This is a genomic window from Pseudomonas arvensis (assembly GCF_056688935.1).
In genome coordinates, this window is sequence record NZ_CP162038.1 from 471,563 (window position 1) to 491,545 (window position 19,983).

18 protein-coding genes and 1 pseudogene are annotated in these 19,983 nt (G+C 62.0%); 2 read left to right on the forward strand and 17 right to left on the reverse strand.

Annotated elements, in window-relative coordinates:
• Positions 1 to 5: 5 nt before the first annotated feature.
• From AB3G88_RS02115 to AB3G88_RS02170, 12 genes are read right to left on the reverse strand one after another with little or no spacing between them, the layout of a single operon-like run.
• Positions 6 to 2,318 (reverse strand): MMPL family transporter, encoded by a 2,313-nt coding sequence (locus AB3G88_RS02115; RefSeq protein WP_158879067.1) that lies wholly within the window; start codon positions 2,316 to 2,318, stop codon positions 6 to 8.
• Positions 2,308 to 2,892 carry an outer membrane lipoprotein carrier protein LolA gene (locus tag AB3G88_RS02120; RefSeq protein WP_371926578.1) on the reverse strand — a complete coding sequence of 195 codons (585 nt, stop codon included), beginning with the start codon at positions 2,890 to 2,892 and terminating at the stop codon, positions 2,308 to 2,310. Before AB3G88_RS02120 ends, AB3G88_RS02115 begins: the two co-directional genes overlap by 11 nt.
• 8 nt (positions 2,893 to 2,900) lie before the next feature.
• The gene (locus tag AB3G88_RS02125) at positions 2,901 to 3,326 is read right to left on the reverse strand and encodes an acyl-CoA thioesterase (protein WP_158879069.1); all 426 of its coding nucleotides are present in this window, start codon (positions 3,324 to 3,326) and stop codon (positions 2,901 to 2,903) included.
• The gene (locus AB3G88_RS02130) at positions 3,319 to 4,860 is read right to left on the reverse strand and encodes an HAL/PAL/TAL family ammonia-lyase (protein WP_112193071.1); all 1,542 of its coding nucleotides are present in this window, start codon (positions 4,858 to 4,860) and stop codon (positions 3,319 to 3,321) included. The genes AB3G88_RS02125 and AB3G88_RS02130 overlap by 8 nt, the downstream gene beginning before the upstream one ends.
• Complete coding sequence (locus AB3G88_RS02135; protein ID WP_112196898.1) at positions 4,844 to 5,779, reverse strand: lysophospholipid acyltransferase family protein; 936 nt, start codon at positions 5,777 to 5,779, stop codon at positions 4,844 to 4,846. The genes AB3G88_RS02130 and AB3G88_RS02135 overlap by 17 nt, the downstream gene beginning before the upstream one ends.
• Positions 5,776 to 6,510 carry a glycosyltransferase family 2 protein gene (locus AB3G88_RS02140; protein ID WP_480453014.1) on the reverse strand — a complete coding sequence of 245 codons (735 nt, stop codon included), beginning with the start codon at positions 6,508 to 6,510 and terminating at the stop codon, positions 5,776 to 5,778. The genes AB3G88_RS02135 and AB3G88_RS02140 overlap by 4 nt, the downstream gene beginning before the upstream one ends.
• Positions 6,503 to 8,173, reverse strand: coding sequence for an acyl-CoA synthetase family protein (locus AB3G88_RS02145; RefSeq protein ID WP_158879070.1), 1,671 nt, complete (start codon positions 8,171 to 8,173; stop codon positions 6,503 to 6,505). The genes AB3G88_RS02140 and AB3G88_RS02145 overlap by 8 nt, the downstream gene beginning before the upstream one ends.
• Positions 8,170 to 8,715: a COG4648 family protein gene (locus AB3G88_RS02150; RefSeq protein ID WP_099583753.1), complete on the reverse strand. Its 546-nt coding sequence runs from the start codon at positions 8,713 to 8,715 to the stop codon at positions 8,170 to 8,172. The genes AB3G88_RS02145 and AB3G88_RS02150 overlap by 4 nt, the downstream gene beginning before the upstream one ends.
• Positions 8,712 to 8,966, reverse strand: coding sequence for an acyl carrier protein (locus tag AB3G88_RS02155; RefSeq protein ID WP_003187949.1), 255 nt, complete (start codon positions 8,964 to 8,966; stop codon positions 8,712 to 8,714). The genes AB3G88_RS02150 and AB3G88_RS02155 overlap by 4 nt, the downstream gene beginning before the upstream one ends.
• 9 nt (positions 8,967 to 8,975) lie before the next feature.
• Positions 8,976 to 9,245, reverse strand: a complete 270-nt coding sequence (locus tag AB3G88_RS02160) for a phosphopantetheine-binding protein (RefSeq protein WP_480453017.1) — start codon at positions 9,243 to 9,245, stop codon at positions 8,976 to 8,978.
• On the reverse strand, positions 9,223 to 10,035 hold the full coding sequence (locus AB3G88_RS02165; protein WP_480453019.1) for a lysophospholipid acyltransferase family protein: 813 nt from the start codon (positions 10,033 to 10,035) through the stop codon (positions 9,223 to 9,225). Before AB3G88_RS02165 ends, AB3G88_RS02160 begins: the two co-directional genes overlap by 23 nt.
• The gene (locus tag AB3G88_RS02170; protein WP_112193075.1) at positions 10,011 to 10,730 is read right to left on the reverse strand and encodes a beta-ketoacyl synthase chain length factor; all 720 of its coding nucleotides are present in this window, start codon (positions 10,728 to 10,730) and stop codon (positions 10,011 to 10,013) included. Before AB3G88_RS02170 ends, AB3G88_RS02165 begins: the two co-directional genes overlap by 25 nt.
• 327 nt (positions 10,731 to 11,057) lie before the next feature.
• Here AB3G88_RS02170 and AB3G88_RS02175 point away from each other — a divergent pair, with 327 nt between their 5' ends.
• Positions 11,058 to 11,828, forward strand: a complete 771-nt coding sequence (locus tag AB3G88_RS02175; protein WP_099583750.1) for a ParA family protein — start codon at positions 11,058 to 11,060, stop codon at positions 11,826 to 11,828.
• Between the two features lie 452 nt (positions 11,829 to 12,280).
• Positions 12,281 to 12,502, forward strand: a complete 222-nt coding sequence (locus AB3G88_RS02180) for a DUF6124 family protein (protein WP_112193076.1) — start codon at positions 12,281 to 12,283, stop codon at positions 12,500 to 12,502.
• A gap of 307 nt (positions 12,503 to 12,809) precedes the next feature.
• On the opposite strand, the gene trxC is transcribed toward AB3G88_RS02180, so the two are convergent.
• The 5 genes and pseudogenes from trxC to mscK all read right to left on the reverse strand — a co-directional run bounded on the left by trxC (position 12,810) and on the right by mscK (position 19,955).
• Positions 12,810 to 13,244, reverse strand: coding sequence for a thioredoxin TrxC (gene trxC, locus AB3G88_RS02185; protein WP_191946955.1), 435 nt, complete (start codon positions 13,242 to 13,244; stop codon positions 12,810 to 12,812).
• A 222-nt stretch (positions 13,245 to 13,466) separates the two neighbouring features.
• A complete protein-coding gene (locus tag AB3G88_RS02190) occupies positions 13,467 to 14,630 on the reverse strand; it encodes an MFS transporter (RefSeq protein WP_342214423.1) in 1,164 nt (387 codons plus the stop codon).
• Between the two features lie 31 nt (positions 14,631 to 14,661).
• Entirely contained in the window at positions 14,662 to 14,937 is a 276-nt protein-coding gene (locus AB3G88_RS02195; protein WP_480453023.1) for a hypothetical protein, read from the reverse strand.
• Between the two features lie 121 nt (positions 14,938 to 15,058).
• Positions 15,059 to 16,522, reverse strand: a complete 1,464-nt coding sequence (selO, locus tag AB3G88_RS02200; protein ID WP_480453025.1) for a protein adenylyltransferase SelO — start codon at positions 16,520 to 16,522, stop codon at positions 15,059 to 15,061.
• Positions 16,523 to 16,570: 48 nt separating this feature from the next.
• A pseudogene (gene mscK, locus AB3G88_RS02205) lies at positions 16,571 to 19,955 on the reverse strand (mechanosensitive channel MscK).
• Positions 19,956 to 19,983 lie beyond the last annotated feature (28 nt).

Genomic DNA, 19,983 nt, shown 5'->3' on the forward strand with positions numbered 1-19,983 from the left:
CCGATTCATAAGGCGTGTTTCTGTTGTCCGGCCCAAGGCGCCAGCATAAAGCTGAATGCCAGGCCAAGGCTGACCGATAGGCCGAAATTACTCACTGCCGGCGTGCTGGACACGGCCAGCAGACCAAACGACAACCAGGTCGTGAGCGCCGCCAGCAGCGTACCCAGCAGGCTCACGGCGGGGCCGCCGATCTGCTCGCGCATCAGGATCGCGTAGTCGACGCTGATCGCCGTCACCAGCAGCAAACCGAACAGGCTGAACAACGTCAGCGGCTGGCCCAGCCAACCGAGGCTGGCCAGGCTGCACAGTGCGGCCAGCAATGGCAGCGCGACGATGCGCAGGGCGCCGCCGAAACCAAACGGCAGGATCAGCAGCAGCACGATCAGCACGCACGACATCAATTTCAGTTGCGCGGCGCTGATCTGGGTGGCGGCGAACACGCGGTTCAGATCACCGAGGCGATCCACCAACTGCACGCCCGGCAAGTCCAGGGCCTGCACTCGCAACAGCACCGGGTTGTTCAAGCCTTGCAGGCTGACCATTGCAGCGACGCCGCCGTCCACCGGGCCGAGCCACAGCGTACGCCAGGGTTCGGCCATCGGGCCGATCAGTGCGGCGTCGATGTCTTCGGTGGGCAGCGCTTGCAACTGCGCGACCTCGGCTTGCAGCGCGCTGGCCGGTACGCCGAGGTCGAGCAGCGGCTGCCAGTGCTGTGGCAGTGCGTTCAGGGCATCGCGCAGCTGTTGCTGCTGGGCGGGCAGGTTGACCAGTTGATTGAGCGCCAGGTAACCCTTGAGCTTGTCCATATTTACCAGTTGATCCAGGCGCTGGCCCAGCGCGGCCTGGCGTTCCAGCAGCTGCTGTTGATTGTCGGCGCGCACCAGGAAGAACTGGCTGGTGGGCTGGAAACCGGTAATCCGCGCCACGGCCTGGGCCTCTTGCAGCAACTGCGGCGGTGCGCCGATCCACTGGCGGATATCGTTTTTGCTGTTGAGCTGCCACAACCCGCCGGCGCAAAACAGCAGTACCAGCGCCAGCAGCACCGGGCTCGGCACGCGAGTGAGCAACGCCGCACGAACCTGCCACAAGCCTTCAGCGATACGCAGAGGCCATTGCGCCGGGCGCAACTCAACGCCTTTGAGCAAGGCCGGCAACAGGCACACGGCCGACAGATACGCACCGACCAAACCCGCAGCGGAGAACACCGCGATCTGGGTCAGCGCCGGGAACGGCGTCCAGGCCAGCGCCAGGTAACCGATGCAACTGGTGGCCAGGCTCAGGCTCAGCCCCGGCAGGGTCAGGCGCAATGCCGGCCAACTGCGCCACGGCTTGAGGCTCCAGCTTTTCGACAGGTAATGCAGTGGGTAATCCACCGCGACGCCGATCAGGCTGGAGCCAAGCACCAATGTCATCACATGCATATGGCCGAACAGCGCCACACACGCCACGGCGCCAAACAACATGCCCACCAGCACCGGCACGAATGCCAGCAATACCCGCCAGCGGCGGAACGCCAGCAGCAGCAACAGCAGGATGCCCACGGTCGCGCCGCCGCCGACCCAGGTGATTTCCCGCGTGGCCTGCTGCTGACCATTGGCGGCGTACAACAAACCGCTGGCCGCCAGCAGTTGCGCGCCTTGCTGACCGGCCTGTTCGCGGCTGGCCTGGAGCAAATCCGCCACCTGCAGCGGCAGTTTCATGTCAAAGGCATTGCCCGTGGTGCGCGCACGCAACAGCACCCAGCTTTTGCCGTCGGCATCGGCGATCAACGCGCCGCTGCCGATATCCAACTGCACCGAGCCACGTTGCGGCTGGCTGTTCTGGATACGTCCGGTCAGACCCAGCCAGTCATCCTGGCTCGGCACCAGGCTGAACCCGGTGAAGGGGTCGAACAGCGCCTGCACGCGCTGCTGGATAAAGGCGTCGGGGTGTTCGATCAGTTGCTCGCGGTCCTTGGTCGAGAGCATTGCCAGTCGACCACGCAGCAACTGTTCGCGCAGCGCAGGCAGGTCGGCCTGCAGGTTCCACTGCACCTTTTCGAACAGGCCGCTGGCCTGCCAGCGTTCGCCTAACTGTTGCGCCACGTTCACTGCTTGCTGGCGGTCGGCATGCCCCACCAATACCAGCATCTCGCGGTTCAGCGGTTCCTGCATGCGCTGTTCGGCCTGCAGCTCCAGGGCGTCCGGCGTACTGCCCGGCACCAGTTCCATCAGGTTGGCCGACAGCGGCGCGCCATGGCGCCACTGCCAGCCGGCCAGGGCCAGCACAGCCACCAGCAGGATCAGGAACAGGCGCGGCAGCAGGCGCTCACTGGGCAAAGTCGTGTTGCTCCGCGTCGCTCAACGGTTGTTCGGCGGTGCTGTCCTGCATGCGCAGGAGGGTGCTGTCGCCTTGGGTTTCCCGCAGCTCGATGGTTTGCACGAGGGCGCCACCGTCGATATTGATCTGGGTGAACACCTGCTTCAGCAGCAGCGAGCGCGGGATCAGCGTGAGTTTCCAGTGTGTGGCCTCGCCTTGCAGTTGCAGCTCGAAATCCCGCTGCAAGCCGCTGCTGTCGCCCTGGAGTACCGCGAGGAACAACCGATTCTGCTCGGCACCGGCGCTCTTGTTTGGCAGCGTTTGCCAGCCATTGGCGTCACGCCGGGCGATGCCCTGGGCGCTGATGCGGTAGTCCTGTTGCAGCGGGGTCTTGAGCAGCCACAGCAGGCCGTGGTCTTTGGCGAGGACGAAGGTGCCCTTGCTGACCAACGGCTGCGGCAGGGCGCGCAGGTGTTTTTCCTGGATGAAGCTGCCGTGGATCACGGACGGTTTGGCCAATTGATCGCTGAGTTGTTGCAGGTCAAACGCGTGAGCCAGGCCTGGAATGCTTAACAACAGGACTAGCGCTGCCACAGGGGATCTCATTTCAAGGCTCTCTCTACGGCGTCAGTGAATATTTTGGGCGAGGCCAACTGCATCTCGCGGCTGGCCATCTCCACCGCCACTTGCACGGTGGTGGCGCGGGTCAGGCGCTCGCCGCTGGCCAGGTCCGTAATCAGGTAATTGACCTTCAAACGGTTCTCCCATTCCACCAGGCTGGCGCGCACGTTGATGGTCTGGCCAAACACCGCGCCGCGCACGTAGCGCAGCTGCATGTCGATCACCGGCCAGGCGTAGCCGGCTTCGAGCATCGCCGTGTAGTTGTGGCCGATCTTGTCCAGCAGCGCGCAGCGCGCCACTTCGAGGTATTTCACGTAGTGCCCGTGCCACACCACGTTCATGGTGTCGACATCAAAAAACGGCACCAGAATTTGTGTGTCGCTGTGCAATACGCCGGGGCTACGCATGCAGCCTCCAGTGTTGTTCGGCGATGCGTTGCAGACACAGGCGCAGTTCGCCTTCCAGGGCGCGGTCTTCGATCACTGGCGGGAAGTCCTTGGCCAGTTCCTCGTGCATGGCGGCCAGCGCCGGTGGCAGCGGCCGCGCATCCTCGGCCTGTGCGCGCAGCCACACACCTTGGTTGGCGGCGAGCAAGGTGGCGGCGGCAACCTGTTCGGTCAGCTCCAGCACGCGGATTGCATCGCGGGCGGCGATGGTGCCCATGCTGACCTTGTCCTGGTTATGGCACTCGGTAGAGCGCGAGAACACGCTGGCCGGCATGGTGTTTTTCAGCGCTTCGGCGGTCCAGGCGCTGGTGCCGATCTGCACGGCCTTGAAGCCGTGGTTGATCATGGCGCGGTCGGCGGGCGCGCCCGACAGGTTGCTCGGCAGGCCGTGGTTGTAACGCACGTCCACCAGCAGCGCGAGTTGGCGGTCGAGCAGGTCGGCGACGTTGGCCACCAGAGTCTTGAGGCTGTCCATGGCAAAGGCGATATGCCCGCCGTAGAAGTGCCCACCGTGCAGCACGCGCTCTTCTTCGGCGTCGATGATCGGGTTGTCGTTGGCGCTGTTCAGCTCGATCTCGATAAACGAACGCAGCCAGTTCAGGCTGTCGGCCAACACGCCGAGCACATGGGGCGCGCAGCGCAGCGAATAACGATCCTGCAGGCGGTGCAGCGGCGCGGTCGGCGCATCAATCGCCAGATCCTTGCGCAGCCAGGCCGCGACTTGCATCTGCCCAGGGTGCGGCTTGGCGGCGAACAGGCGCTCGTCGAAGTGTTCCGGGTTGCCTTGCAGCGCCACCACGTTCAGCGCGGTGATGCGCGTGGCCAGTTGCAGCAGGTAGTCGGCGCGGGCGAAGGCCAGGCAGGCGAGGCCGGTCATGACGGCGGTGCCGTTCATCAGCGCCAGGGCTTCCTTGGGACGCAACACCAGCGGGTCCCAACCCAGCTCGCGGTGCACATCGGCAGCCTGGCGACGTTCGCCACGGAACATCACCTCACGTTCGCCCGACAGGGTCGCGGCCACGTAGGACAGCGGCGTCAGATCACCGCTGGCCCCCACCGAGCCCTCTTCCGGGATCAGCGGCAGCACGTCGTGTTCCAGGAACGCATGCAGGCGCTCCAGCAGCTCGACACGCACGCCGGAAACGCCGTGGCACAGCGACTGCAAACGTGCGGCCAGCACCGCGCGGGTGGCCTGTGCATCGAGCAGTTTGCCCAGGCCGCAACCGTGGAAGGTGTACAGGTGACGGGGCAGGGCCTCGACGTGCTGCAACGGCACCGCTACCACGCACGAGTCGCCGTAGCCGGTGGTTACGCCATAGATCACGCCTTCCTTGTCCAGCAGCGAGTCGAGAAACTGCGCGCCCTTGGCGATGCGCTGGCGATACGCGGCGTCGCCCTGCAACTGGGTGGGCGCCTGACGGTTGGCCAGGGCCAGCACGTCTTCGATGCGCAGGGGGCGTTCGCCAAAGGTTACCGGCTCAAGATGCGTCGTCATCGGTCTTCCAGAAAGGGTAAAAGTTGAACCATTGTTGGGGCGCTTGCAGGCAGAACTGGCCCAGGCGTGCGGCGTAGCGTGCGGTCCACTGAGCGATGACCTGCTCGCGGGTGCTGCGTTTCCATTCGATCAAGGGTGTGAACGGTTCGATCGTCAGGCGGTAACGGCCATTGTGCTTGAGGCACATCAGCAGGTTGACCGGGCATTTGAGCAGGCCGGCCAGCAGCCACGGACCTTGAGGGAACGCGGCGTCATGGCCGAGAAAGTCCACGCGCACCGTGCGCCCGCCGTGCAGGGGCACGCGGTCGCCGGCAATCGCCAGCCACTCACCTTCGTCCAGGCGCTGGCTGAGCAGCAACATGGTCGCCGGGTCCAGCTCGCTGACCTGGATCAGGCGCAAATGGGTAGCACCGGCTTCGCCCAGCAGGCGGTTGAATTGTTCGGCGTGCTTGGTATGCACCAGCACGTTCATGGTGACTTGCTCACCGATCTCGGCCAGGGCACGGCACACTTCGAGGTTGCCCAGGTGTGCGCCCACCAGCATCTGCCCGCGCTCGCCACGCAGTTGCCCACGCAATTGCGCGGGGTCGTTGATTTCGATCTGTTCCAGGCGCAGCTTGCGGTTCCACACGTCGAGTTTGTCGAGCAGGGAATCGGCGAAGGCCATGAACTGGCCAAATACTTTGCGGTGGCTGGGGCGCAACTCATCGCGCCCGCTCCACTCGGCCAGGCGCTGTTGGTATTGCCAGGCGCTCTGGCGCGCGCTGCGGCCAAACAGGAAGAAGTACAGCACGATGCCATACAGCACCGGGCTCAGCAGGCGGCGGCCAAGGATTTTGGCCGCGAAGGCGGTGAATTTCATCAGCCAGTAGCTGCCGCGCTCTTCGCGGTCGGCCCAGTGGCGGGTGTTGTCACTCATGCCTGCCACCGCCGCCACAGGATCATCGGCGCACGCACCAACATGCCGAAGAACAGCCGCGTGTGCATGGCGCTGATACGTACGTTGTCGTGAAACAGACGAAAGTGCGACAGGCCGTCAGTGGGGTAATGCACTTGGGTCGCCAGCCAGCGCATCGGCTGGTTGCGCCAGGCCAGGCGTACCAGGATGTCGGAATCGAAGTCCATGCGCGTGCCGATATAGGCCGAGTCCATCAGCGCCAGCACCGGTGTCAGCGGGTACACGCGAAAGCCGCACATCGAGTCGCGGATCTGCAGCGACAGTGTGTTGATCCACACCCACACGTGGGTCAGGTAGCGTGCGTACAGGCGGCCTTTGGGCACGCTCTCGTCGTATTCGGGGTAGCCGCAGATAATCGCGTCGGGGTGCCTGCGGGAGGTGTCCACAAACGTCTCGACTTCGCGCAAATCATGCTGGCCGTCGGCGTCCACTTGCAGGGCGTGGGAGTAGCCCAGGCGTGCGGCTTCGCGGAAGCCGGCCATCACTGCGCCGCCCTTGCCTTGGTTGCTCGGCAGGGTCAGCAGGGTGACGTTATCCAGGGTCGCCAACTGCGCCAACACGGCGGCGCACGCCGGGCTGCTGCCGTCGTCTACCAGCAGGCACGGCAGGCCGCTGTTCAACAGGCTGCTCACCACGGCTGGCACTGCGGCTTCATGGTTATAGACCGGGATCAGGGCACAGGGCTTATGCATGCTCGGCCACCAGTTGGATCCGGCCACTGGAACACGCCGCGACGCCGTTGCGGTAGGCGAAGTACAGCTTGCCGCGCTCCCGGTCGAAGCGCAGGTGCAGTTCGATACGGTCGCCCGGTCGCACCAGTTGCTGGAACTTGAGCACTTCCATGCCGGCGAAGGTCGCGGGCAGGTCGAGCAATTGCTGGCCCAGGTTGAACGCCCATTCCACCTGCACCACGCCCGGCAGCACCGGCGTGACCGGGAAGTGCCCGCTGAAGTAGGCCAGGTCCGGCGGCACGCTCAGTTGCACAGTCCATTCGCCATTGGCTTCGCTCTGCTCCAGCACCTGCGGCGCCTTTGGCCGTGGCGCCAGCAGCAACGCGGTCACATCGGCCTGGGGCAACTTGCCTTGGGCGTTCAGCGGTAACTGGCGCAGCAGACGCCAGCGACGGGGCAGGGCCAGGGCTTCGCAATGCTGGCTCAGATGTTGGCGCAGGGTTTGAGTGAGGCTGCGGCGGCCTTGGTTGCGCAGGGCGTGCAAACCCTCGGCGCTCAGCACTACCAGGGCGCCGAGTGAGGCGCGGCTCTCTTGCACCACGCCCAGGCGCGTTTCCGCGACCCAGGGGTGAGTCATCAGCGCCTGCTCCAGCATGGGCAGGGAGATGCGTTTTTCTTCCAGTTTGACGATGCGGTCCAGGCGGCCGAGCAGCTCGAAGCGGCCATCGGCGTGGATGCGCGCAGCGTCAGCGGTTTGTTCGATATGCCCTGCGGGCAGGTAAGGCGAGGCGATGCGCAGCGCGCCGTCGGCGTCCTGGCTCAGTGCCACACCGGCAAACGGCTGCCAGGGTTGCGCACCTTGGCGCCAGGCGATGCCGCCGGTTTCCGAGCTGCCGAGGATTTCCGTCGGCCATTGCTGCAAACGCTCGTAAAGACTGGCGGCGGCTTCGACGGGTAAGGCGCCGCCGGAGGAAAACACCCGCGACACCTGGCTCAGCGCCGGCCAGTCGAGGTTGTCGCCCATGCGCTTGAGCAGTGCCGGGCTGGCCACCCAGGCGAACTGCGTGTGCTCGCGGCTGGCACGCTGCAAGTCTTCGGGGAAGGCCAATTGCTTGCGCATAAAGGTGCGACCGGCGCACAGCGGCCACAGCACGCGGAACAGCAACCCATAGATGTGCTGGGTGGCGACGCTGCCAATGATGCAGGCGTCTTTAAGGTCCGCACCCCACAAGGTTTCCAGCGCTTGAACCTCGTTGGCCAGTTGGCGCAGGGTCTTGTCGATACGCTTGGGTTCGCCGCTTGAGCCGGAGGTGCACAGGCTCAGCTGGCAGCTGTCCAGGTCGAGCGCGGCGCCAGGCAACGGCGCCTGGTACAGCGCGTCGAGATCGGCAGCGTCGACCAGCCAGGCATCGACGGCATCGGCCCAGCGTTGGCGGGTCTGGGGCTGCAGATCGGCAGGCAGCAGCACGCTGACCCCGGCGCGCCAAGCGCCCAGCAGGGCGATCGCCAGCACACCGGCATCTTCCAGGTGCACCGCCAGGCGCCGAATGCCCCGCGCTTGCAGGCCCGCGGCCAGACTGAGGGATTGCTCCCACAGCTGGGCGTGATTCATGGCAGGTTCGGTCGTGACCCAACGCTGTTGCAGCGGCTCAAGCAGCAAGTGCTCAAGTTTCAACCCATTCATATGCGGCCTCGAACCCTTTGTCGTACCAGCCATTCCACGGCAAACAACAAACCCATCAGCCCGTAGGCGATCAGGCCGTTGTACAACGTCCACCAGCTCAACGGCGCCCACAGGGTGAGGGCGGCGGCGAGCAGGCCATTACACAGAAAAAACACGCTCCACACCACGGTGACCTGGCGTGTATACACAATCGCATGGGGCGGCAGTTGCGGGTCGGTCATGCGGGCCAGGCGTTCGACCATCGGTGGGCCGTATTTCAGGCTCAGCCCAAACAGCGCCAACATGAACGCACTGACCAGGCTCGGGTACCAGCGCAGCAAGTGCGGGTTGTCGAACCAGGCCAGCAACAGGCAAAACACGATCACCGCCAACGCCATCCAGCGGCTGCCGGGGCGTGGTGCGCCGGTAAACGCGCGCAACAGCCAGAGGCTGCCCAGCAGCAGCCCGAATTGCCACGGTGCAAAGTGCTCAGTGCCGTAATACACCGCGAAGGGGTACAGCAGCCCCGCCAACAACAGGCCAAGGCCGATCAGCCGGCTCATGCGGCGGGTTGGACCAGACGGTACACCGCCTCTACCACGTCGTTCACGGTGCGCACGGCCTTGAACTCTTCGGCGGCAATCTTCTTGCCGGTCTGGCGCTTGATGTGGTCGATCAGGTCCACGGCATCGATGCTGTCGATTTCCAGGTCTTGATACAGATTGGCGTCCAGGGTGACGCGCTCCGGGGGGAGTTCAAACAGTTCCACCAAGGCATCGCGCAGGGTGTTGAAAATATCGTCACGAGTTTGCATGGTCCGGTCTCAAGCTGCCTGTCTGGCCGTGACGAACGCCGCAAGGCTCGCCACGTTGGTGAAGTGATTACGGGTGTCCTTGGCGTCGGCATCGATCTTGATACCGTACTTTTTCTGAATCGCCAGGCCCAATTCCAGGGCGTCTACCGAATCCAGGCCCAGGCCTTCGCCGAACAAGGTCTGCTCGCTGCCGATGTCGTCGGGGCTGATGTCCTCCAGGCCCAGGGCCTCGATGATCAGCATCTTTATGTCGTGCTCAAGGCTGTGTTGGTCGCTCATCTTCGGCGAGCTCCTTAATGAAATAGTGGTGCAGGTAATCGTTGAGCTTGCGTGAAGCCTGAGGCGCGGGCCCCAGTGTTGCGAACGCCTGTGGTTCTATATCGGCCCCCACGCGCAAACTGAAGTGAAAACGGCGTTTGGGGATGCGATACCAGGGTTCGGCCTTGGTCAAGGTGGTGGGGCTGACCTTGATCACCACGGGGGTGATGATTGTCGCACCCCGCAGCGCAATGGCGGCGCCGCCGCGATGAAAGGCGGGCGCTGCGCCGGGCGTGGTGCGGGTGCCTTCGGGGAAAATGATCAAGGTCTGGCCCGCGCGCAGGGCGTCCGCAGCGGCATCGAGCATGTCCGCGCTGCCGTCATTACTGATGTAGCCTGCGTCGCGCACCGGGCCCCGCATGAATGGGTTTTGAAACAGGCTCTGCTTGACCACGCAGTTGGTCTGGCGCATCAGGCCGATCAGGAACACGACGTCGATCAGCGATGGGTGGTTGGCGATGATCATCTGGCCGGGGCGACCAAGCTTTTGCGCGCCTTCAACGCTGTAGGTCAGCACACCGGCACGAAACATCATGCGGATAAAGAACCAGAACAGTTTGCTGATGGTGTGGCGGACACGCCGCTGATGTTTTTCCGCGCTGCCCGGCAGGCAACTGAGTAATGGAAATACCAGCAAACGCAGGCACAGCCCACCGAAGCCGAACAGCGTGAAGCTGGCGGCGGTGGCGAACAGGCGCCAGTAGTAGGCGTCCCGTGGCTTGTCGGTCAGGGCTTGCGTTGCCAGTTCCATACACGGTTCTTCCAGGCATGTTGGCAGGCACCCTGTTCGGTGAGCAGGGTGCGCAGCAGGTTCAGGGCGTGGGGCCACTGGGTTTGAGTGGCTTGGACAGTGCCGGGCGTGAGTTCCAGTTGCCACTCGTCGCCTGGGGTCAGCAGCAGGCCGAGGGCGTAGGGGAAGGGCACGTCAACGATCCAACTGGCGTAGGCCTCGGGCGGCTGTTCTTCGGTGATCACCAGCAATACCGCCGGGGCGCCTTCGTTGAGCAGCGCGGCGGCTTCGAGCATGCCGTGCTCCAGGCCGTCGCCGGCGGCGGCGAGGGCAGTCATTTCACTGGTTTCATTACGCAGGATCGACCACAGGCCAATCACAGCGTTATGCACCGACAGGCTGAATTGGGTCGGGGACAGCGGCTGGTCGTTGGCCAGGTCGCTGAGGATGTCGAGGGTGCGCGGGGTTTCGCCATGCCGGGAAATAAACACCAGCGGCAGGTCTTGCAGGCCTTCGGCCAGCGGCCAGCCCACGCTGAACGCCATGCGTGCCAGCCGGCTCAGGCGGCGGCGCTGCATAGCAGGCAGGAACGACACGTCGGGCGAGGCATCGCTGGCGGGCAGCAGCGCAGGGGCCTGGCACCAGGCGTGCCAGTCGTGCGCACTCTCCAGCCCTGGGGCCCAGGCGCGCCATTGGGCGATATTGAAGTTGATCACTGAGAAGTTATCCCGCCCCTGCGGGCTTCCATGTGCGGCTTTTGGCCCCGAATACCGGGACAGGGAGCATTTGCCGAATGGCGCGCATTATCCCGGTGCCGTGGGGTTCTAGCAAACTTTGGTAAAGGTTTGTTCACGGCGGAATACAAATTGTTGGTAAAGATTTACAGATTGTCCGTTATGGACGGCTGGGTTGGCTTGTCGGCCCGTTCCTAATCACTCGTACGTGACTTGCCTTTGATGCAGCAATGCATTGTTGAACGAGGTAGCTAACAGGCGCTTTTGCCCTCTACACTCGGACATTCATTGATACACGGAGGTTTTTCCATGCGGCGTGTGGTGTTCAATCAGAAAGGCGGCGTTGGCAAGTCCAGCATCGCCTGCAACCTGGCGGCGGTCAGCGCCAGCGAAGGCTATCGAACCCTGTTGGTGGACCTCGATGCACAAGCCAACTCTACCCAGTACCTCACCGGGCTGACCGGCAACGACATCCCCATGGGGATCGCGGACTTTTTCAAGCAAACCCTGTCTTCCGGACCGTTTTCGAAGAAGAACAAGGTCGATATCTACGAAACGCCGTTCGACAACCTGCACGTGATCACCGCCACCGCAGAGCTGGCGGACCTGCAGCCTAAGCTTGAAGCCAAGCACAAGATCAACAAACTGCGAAAGTTGCTGGATGAACTGGCCGAAGATTACGACCGGATCTATCTCGATACGCCGCCGGCACTGAATTTTTATGCGGTTTCAGCATTGATTGCCGCTGATCGTGTGCTGATCCCCTTCGATTGCGACAGCTTCTCGCGTCAGGCCTTGTATGGCCTGCTGGCTGAAATCGAAGAATTGAAGGAAGACCACAACGAAGGCCTTGAAGTGGAAGGCATCGTGGTCAACCAGTTCCAAGCCCGAGCGAGCCTGCCGCAGCAGATGCTGGAGGAGTTGATCGCCGAAGGCTTGCCGGTGCTGCCGGTGTACCTGGCCAGTTCGGTGCGTATGCGCGAGTCGCACCAGGAGAGCAAGCCGCTGATCCACCTGGACCCTCGGCATAAACTGACGCAGCAGTTTGTGGAGTTGCATAACCTGCTGGAAAGCGCCTAGATCGAGTGTGGAAGGGGGCTTGCCCCCGATAGCAGTGTGTCAGCCAGCCCACCTGGTACTGATCCACTGCCATCGGGGGCAAGCCCCCTCCCACATTTGTATTGTATTTCTGCTGGTGGATTTGGATTTGCCCCACTGGGGCTGTAGGAACGGTCTTGCAATAGGGCGTGTGCCTTGTCTCATTGCCTACAGCTAAGCCAGAATCGCCCGGCTTGTGCGTCTGGATGGTCGTCTCTAAGGTTTGCCGGTCACTGAATGTTCAGTGATCGGGTTTAGTAGCCTGTGGTGAGACGTACAGCAAATCATTGATCAGGACTGTCCTGTATTTGATGGTGGCTGTACGGAGGGCGCTTTCGAGCGCGCCGGTGAGTCTCCCCGGTCTACTAACCTGCGTACAGCTGCCACCCTCCGTTTAGTAGCGGCTGGTTGCGGCGCTTACTCGGAGACGTTCCATGGTTAACCTTTACGCCGTTGCACCCGACCTCCCCACCGAAACCCTCGTGCTCAACAGCTACGAAACCTTGTCCTCTGTGCGCACGCTATTGCTCAACCTATCCAACGACCTCACTGGCGAACACCGCGACGTAGCCTTGGCTATTCATCAATTGAGTGAGCTGGGCGTGCTACTGGTGGGCCAGATGATGGACCGCGAAGTGCCGCTGGCCTCAAGGTAGGCGCGGTCAAAAAAGTGTGGGAGGGGGCTTGCCCTAATGCCAGTCAGTTAAGGACGAACACCGTACCTGTGGCGAGGGAGCTTGCTCCCGCTGGGCCGCGAAGCGGCCCCAAAAATGGGACTGCTGAGCAGTCCAACGGGAGCAAGCTCCCTCGCCACAGGTTACTTTTTGCCCTTTTATCTCTTAACTGACCGGCATTAGGGCTTGCCCCCGATAGCAGTGTGTCAGCCAGCCCACCTGGTACTGATCCACCGCCATCGGGGGCAAGCCCCCTCCCACATTTGATCCCGTTGATTGAGGGGCTGGTTTACACCCCTTGGCTGCGCAACCAGCTCATCAACTGCGGCAACGGAAACGCGCCGCTCTGGCGCGCCACTTCGCGGCCGTTCTTGAACAGAATCAAACTGGGAATCGAGCGAATCCCCAACTGCGCCGACAACTGCTGATTGGCCTCGCTGTCGAGCTTGGCCAGCCGACACTTGGCCTCCAACTGCCCGGCCGCCTGTTCAAACACCGGCGCGAACGACTTGCACGGCCCGCACCAGTCGGCCCACACATCGACCAGAAGCGGCAGGTCGCCTTTGATCTGGCTGGCGTAGTCGCCTTGTTTCAATTCAAAAGGTTTGTTCAACAACACAGGCTGCTTGCAACGCCCGCATTTTGGCGCATCACCCAGGCGTTCGCCGGGGATGCGGTTGAGGCCGTTGCAATGGGGGCAGGGGATTACAAGAGGTTCGGACATCCGGGGCTCCTGGAGGTGGCCAATGGGTTCAATCTGGAGTCGACAACAAGATTTATCAAGATCAGATGAAAAGGGTGAAGCATGAGCGACGATCCAAAACGGGCTATTGAATACTGGCCCTTTGTTTCTCCGTTGCTAAGCAGGCCGCAAACTGAGCACGACTATGACGCTTTAGCACGAAGCGGGTGCCGCTTACTAATTCTGTCGGGATGTCGGAAAACTTTATGGTGCGGCTCCTTGCGAAGGACAACTCGATACACCGGGGTGAATAAAATTGAGCAGTAGGAGCCCCAGTGCGCATACGCCCAGGACAAGCATCAATATAAAGAATAGTGACGCATGCATCTGAGCGCCCAACCCTGTGGTTAATCCAGCGGTGGCGACTGTGATGCCTCCAAACACAGCCGAGGCTCCAGCTTGCTGCGAAGGCGCAACGTCTAATGCACGGGCAATGGTTAAGGGCAGCAGAATGCAAAAGGCGAAACTGGTCGACGCAGCGGCGAACAGGTACAGGCTCAAATCGTATTGAAACCATGCCGCAACCATTCCTACAGCACCTAGGCCCTGAGCGAGCAAGCCCACTTTGAGACGCTGCGCCTCGGTAAAATACGCGACCGCTTTGCCTGCGGCAAAAAATGCCGAAGCAACCAGCGCTGCCCAGGCTGAAAGGATCGTCCCGATGGTCGATGTGGGTAACTGGAATACGCCGTCAAGGATGAATGCCTTGCTGAGGTTTAACGGGGTAACGGCGCTTTGAATCAATATGCCCATCAGCAATGCGCTGACGAACCTCGGCTGCCTCCAAAGGGCGGTAGCCGCAGTTGAGCCGGGTGGATTCTTGGGCTCTTCTGTGCGCTGGAAGAAAAGCCAGAGGCTGACGACTAGAAGCCCTCCCGCCAGCGTGCCCATTACCCCTCTCCAACCCCAGGCTGAGGCTGAAAGCATCAGTACCAGCGGACCCAACGCAGCAAGTACGCTGATGCCGGCATACAGGTAAGCCGTCGTACTTTGAAATTTCGTTTGACCTAATTGCTGGTGAAGCCATAAGCGCGAGGCTGTAGTTGCCAGTGCGTTGGCCGCAAACATTGCAATAAGGGCAATTGAAAGCATCAAGCGGCTTGCGGTGAAAGTCGTCGCCAAGCATAGAAGCGCAACCAGTGTTGAGCCGGTGGCTAGACTGAGTGAGGCACCTGCTCGGTTGATTAAAGGCGTTGAGAGCCACTGACTCAAGGCGAAAACAGCGAGGCAAAGAGCGAGCATGCTTTGAAAGTAAGCCGCCGACACATTCAGGTCTTGGGCTATAAACGGGGAAAGAGGGACCAAAGCATCGAATACAACAGCGCTGACCAGCGTCCTGCCCATTACTACTTTAAGGGCCGTTGTCACTGGCTGATGCTCCAATCCCTCCCTGTCACTGCTACGTGCTCACTGCGCGTAGAGCAGTGATGGGTTCGTTAGCCTCGGCTCTGGCTTGGCTGCCTTCGAGCCATAGCGCTATCACTTCCCTGTGCTGCGGGTATCGCTCGATCAAAAAGAGCTCAAGTTCCTTCCAAGCGCGCAGCTCCAACCAATGGTTGACTTGGGACAGCTCGCGATGAGGAAAGGACAGGTCCATATGTAGACGAACAGCGGAATATTTATCGGGTGTAGCGTGATCGCACACCGACTCCAGATTCGGAACATCGACGCCCATAACGCACCTCCATTTCATATCTGCTTAAGGTTTGTTGCGTGGTTGCAACAACAAAACCCTAATCCGAAGGGAGGTTTAATGATGTCAGGCGCGTCCGATCTTTATTTCTGAATATGTCCCCTCACGACGAACAACTGATCTCCAAATGCTTGCCCCAATCCGGCGGCCGCTGCGCGTATTGTTCCATTCCCGCCTGTTCCTCAAACGGCTTGGAAAGCACCTCATGCAGCCGCCGCACTTCGCTGTAATCGCCTGATTCTGCGGCGGTGATAGCGTTCTGTGCCAGGTAGTTGCGCAGGATGTACAACGGGTTCACTGCGTGCATCCGCTCACGGCGCTGCTCTTCGCTGCAGTTCCCGTCCCGTGCGACACGTTCCTTGTACTGCTCGGCCCAGGCGTCAAACCCGGCCATGTCGACAAAATCATCGCGCAACCGCGCCACGGCCAGCGCCGCGGATTCATCCCCCAAACGGCGGAAGAACAGGGTGTAGTCCACGCCGCTGTTCTGCATCAGCTTGAGCAGGCGCTCCACCAATTTCTGGTCGTCGTCTTCGGCGGTGGTCAGCCCCAGGCGGCGGCGCATCAGGTCGAGGTAGTGGGCCTGGTAGAACGGCAGGTATAGGCCCAGGGCTTCCTTCAAGGCTTCAACGCTGATAAACGGCGTCAGCGCCTGGGCCAGCGCGCTGAGGTTCCACTGGCCAATCGGAACTTGGTTGCTAAACGAGTAGCGTCCTTCATGGTCGGAATGGTTGCAGATGAAGTGCGCGTCAAAATCATCCAGAAACGCAAACGGCCCGAAGTCGAAGGTGATGCCCAGGATCGACATGTTGTCGGTGTTCATCACGCCATGGCAGAAGCCATAGGCCTGCCATTTGGCGATCATCTCGGCATTGCGTTCGACGATTTCGCGGTACATCGCGAGGTAAGGTTCAGGCTGTTCCTTGCACTCGGGGTAGTGCAGTGAAAGCACGTGCTCGGCCAGTTCCGCCTGCTGCTCTGGTTTCTTGGTGTAGTAGAAATATTCGAAATGCCCGAAGCGGATATGGCTCGGCGCCAGGCGCAGCACCATCGCCCCGCGCTCCTGTTTTTCGCGCCATACCGGCGTGCTGGAGCCGATCACGCACAGCGCACGGCTACTGGGGATGCCCAGCGCGTGGAGTGCTTCAGAGGCAAGAAACTCCCGAATCGACGAGCGCAAAACCGCACGGCCATCGCCCATCCGCGAGTAAGGCGTCATTCCGGCGCCCTTGAGGTGCAGGTCCCAGTGTTCGCCGGCCTGGTTGTACACCTCGCCGAGCAACAACCCACGGCCATCGCCCAACTGCGGGGTATAGCCGCCAAATTGATGCCCGGAATAGACCATCGCACGCGGCTCAGCTTCGGCCCACAGCTTGTGGCCGCCGAACAGCTCGGCGAATACCGGCGTGTCGGCCACTGTCGGGTCGAGGTCGAGCAGGGCCATGGCGGCATCGCTCGCCACGACAAGGCGCGGCTCGTCGAGGGGCTCGGGCAAAACGTGGGTTGAGAACGCGTCGCCCAGGCGTGCGAAGCGGTTGTCGAAGGTCAGTTCGTCGAGGGCTTTCACCGGCCATCTCCAGCAGAATGTCCGAACATTCTGCTGGGGATAGGGCGTTTAGTCGAGTTTGCTCGGTGGCGGTTCCGGCGCGTCTTCGACTTTACCGGGCGGCGGCTCGGGGGCGTCCTGCTCTGCGGCAGGCGCGGCGATGGTCTTGCGATCATCCTCGACCGGCACCAGTTTGTACTCCTGGCCGTGCATGTTCTTGAGGTACACCTCCATCTGCCGGAACGAGATGTTGATGTGCTGCTTCTTGAACTCGCGGTTGATATAGCGGTTGACCTCGTCCAGCACCGGGTTGCGGTCACCGAGGTCGCGCACGTGCATGCGCAGCTCGTGGTCGAGGGTGCTTTCGCCGAAGTTGAGGAAGTACACGTGAGGTTCCGGCTCCTTCAGAACCCGTGGGTTTTCCCTGGCAGCCTTGAGCAGCAATTCCCTCACAAGGTCCAGATCAGAGCCGTAGTCCACGCCCAGCTTCAGGGTGACGCGGGTGATGGTGTCGGTCAGCGACCAGTTGATCAGTTGCCCGGTAATGAACGTCTTGTTCGGGACAATGATGTCCTTGCGGTCGAAGTCGGTGATGGTGGTGGCGCGGATGCGGATCTTGCTCACCGTGCCCGACAGGTTGCCGATGGTGATGGTGTCGCCGATACGCACCGGGCGTTCGAACAGGATCATGATGCCGGAGATGAAGTTGGCGAAGATCTCCTGCATGCCGAAGCCCAGGCCCACCGACAGTGCGGCCACCAGCCATTGCAACTTGTCCCAGCTCACGCCGAGGGTAGACAGGGTAGACACGAAGCCCACGCCGGCAATCACATAGGACAGCAAGGTGGTGGTGGCGTAGGCGCTGCCCTGGGCCAGGTCCAGCTTGGACAGTACCAGCACCTCCAGCAGACCGGGCAGGTTGCGCGCCAGGGCGAAGGTGATGCCGATGATGATCAGCGCGCCGAGCAAGTCGCCGATGCTGATAGGCACCATGCTGATATTCGCACCCGTGCCGCTGGTGTATTCGTACAGCGTTACGTTATCCAGGTAGGAAAACACCGAGATCAGGTCCGACCACACCCAGTACAGCGCGGCGATAAAGCCGCCAAGCAGGGCCAGGCGGATCAGGCGCATGGACTGTTCGTTGACCTGTTCGATGTCCAGGGTCGGTTCTTCGATCACGGCTTCGCCATCACCGGCTTCCTTGGCGGCCTGGCGTTTGGCCAGGGCTCGGGCATAGGCCAGGCGGCGGGCGGCAACGCCCAGGCCACGCACGAAGGTGGCTTTCGATCACCAGCCAGAACATCAGCAGGTACAGGGTGTTGATCAACCGGTCGCTGAGTTTCAGGGCGGTGTAGTAGTAGCCGAAGCACACGGCAATAAACAGCGCGATGGGCAGTGCGGTAAACAGCAGGCCCACGGCTTTGCGGAACAGCGAGGCTTTTTCGTGGGTCGGGCTGTGCAACAGCAGGCGCCCGAGTAGCCAGGCCATCAGCGCATAGCACGTCAGGACCACGGCGATGCCTAGCACGTCGTCGGCCAGTGCCGCCGGTTGATGTTCGGCAATCGCCACCACGGCCACCAGGGCCAGTACGACCAGGCCGAGTTTACGCACCCAGCCTTGCAGGAATTCGACCTGGGGTTTTTCCCAGCGAAAATGCAGTTCGGCCACGCCGCCCGGCGCCAGGATGCGGTAGGCGGTGTAGAACACCAGCCACGCCTGGGCGATCTGCAGCAATGCCGCGCCCAGGTTGGCGTTTTGCCCACGGGCGTCGATTTGCAACGCATAACCGCACAGCGCCAGGCCCAGGGCTACCGGCATCGCCAGCAGGATATTCACCAGGATCGCCTGCGGCGTGTGCCACTGGCTGTCGCGTTTGAAGTGGCCGATGTCCAGGTGGACCCTTTTCAGGCGGGCGTACAGCGCGGTGCGCCGCCACAGCAGGAAGCCGATCAACAGCAACAGCGGCAGGAACAGCAATGGGCGCTGGGTCAGGCCGTCATACAGCTCACTGACGCTGGAGGCCCAGGGCAGGGTGGTGACTTGCTTGCTCAGGTGCGCCGGCACGGTCTCCAGCCACTCGGTGTCTAGCGGCTTGTTGCTCGGGATCCAGAACATCTGCTCGTCGAGCGTGGCGCGCAGGGTGGTGGCGGTGCTGAGCAGTTGTTTCTGGTTGAGTTGCAGGGTGATGGATTCGTTGAGCAGTGCACTCAGCTCGCGGCTCAGGCGCTCCAACAGGTCGCTGCGGGTGACCGCCAGTTCCAGCAGGGTGCGGCGCAGTTGCGGGGTGACGTCGTCCGGTGGCTGGTTGGCCAGCAGGTTGTCGACATAAGCACTGGGGGAACTGATCAGTTCGCGTTGCTGGTTGACCTCGAACTGGTACAGGCGAATGTTGGCAATGTCGTCGGCCAGGTCACGGTCCACGGTCAGGCGCGGCAGTGCCTGTTTTTGCTTATACAGAATCTTCGACAGCAGCAGGCTGCCCTTGAGCACACTGATTTGCTCATCCAGGGCTGAGTCGCTCTGGGTCACGGTGTCCAGTTGCTGCTTGGTTTGCAGGTTCTTCTGGGTCAGGTCGTTGAGGCGGTCGGTGCTTTTGAGCAGGTAGTCGGAGAGCTTCAGGTTGGCCGCACTTTCCGTGGCCAACAGGCTGCTGCCTCCGGCCTTTTGCGCTTCGATGGACTGCTGGGTCACGGTCTGTTGGGACTGGGCCAGGCGCTTCTGGTTGATCAGGGTTTGCAGGTCCTGGATCTCTTGTTCCAGGCGCGCGATTTTTTCCACCACCAGGTCATGCTGGCTGTTGCCCAGGTCTTGCAACTGGCTGTTGCCGGCCAGTTCCTGGCGGCGCAGGGGGATCAGGGCATTGAGTGCGGCGAGCTCGGCGTTCAGTTGGTTGCGTTGGTCGCTGTTAAGCGCTTTGCCATTGTCCTTGCCGGCCTTTAGCGTCGAATTGATCTGCAGAATGCGCGTCTGGCTGCTGCTGATTTCGGTCTGGGCGCGTTCGGGGCGGGTCTGGGCGGCGATGGTCAGGCTGTTGGCTTCGGCCAGGTCTTTTTGCAGGTCGCCTTGCTGGGTGGTGCGCTGCACCAGCAATTGCTCAAGCTGCGGCACCGGCAGCGTGGCATAGCGCTGGGCCACCGGGATGATTTTGGTAGCCTTGAGGCGGGTCAGCTCGCGCTGGTTTTCGCTGGTCTGGCGCGGCGCGTCTTCCAGCTGGCGCTTGAGCTCGACCAGGCGCTGCTCGTAATCCTGCTGGTTGCCCAGATACGTCAGGGTCTGCTGCAGGATGGTTTGCAGCGCCTTCATGTCGGCGTCGGGCAGCTTGCGGTCGGGCAGCTTGTCCAGGGTTTGCTGGATGGCATCGGCGCTGGGCGGGTCGGCGGCGTAGACGCTGCCGAAACAAAGGGTCAGGCCCAGTAGGGCAGTGGCGAGAAACGTGCGCAGGGTTGGCATAGACACCGGTCTTGCAAGGTGAAGAATC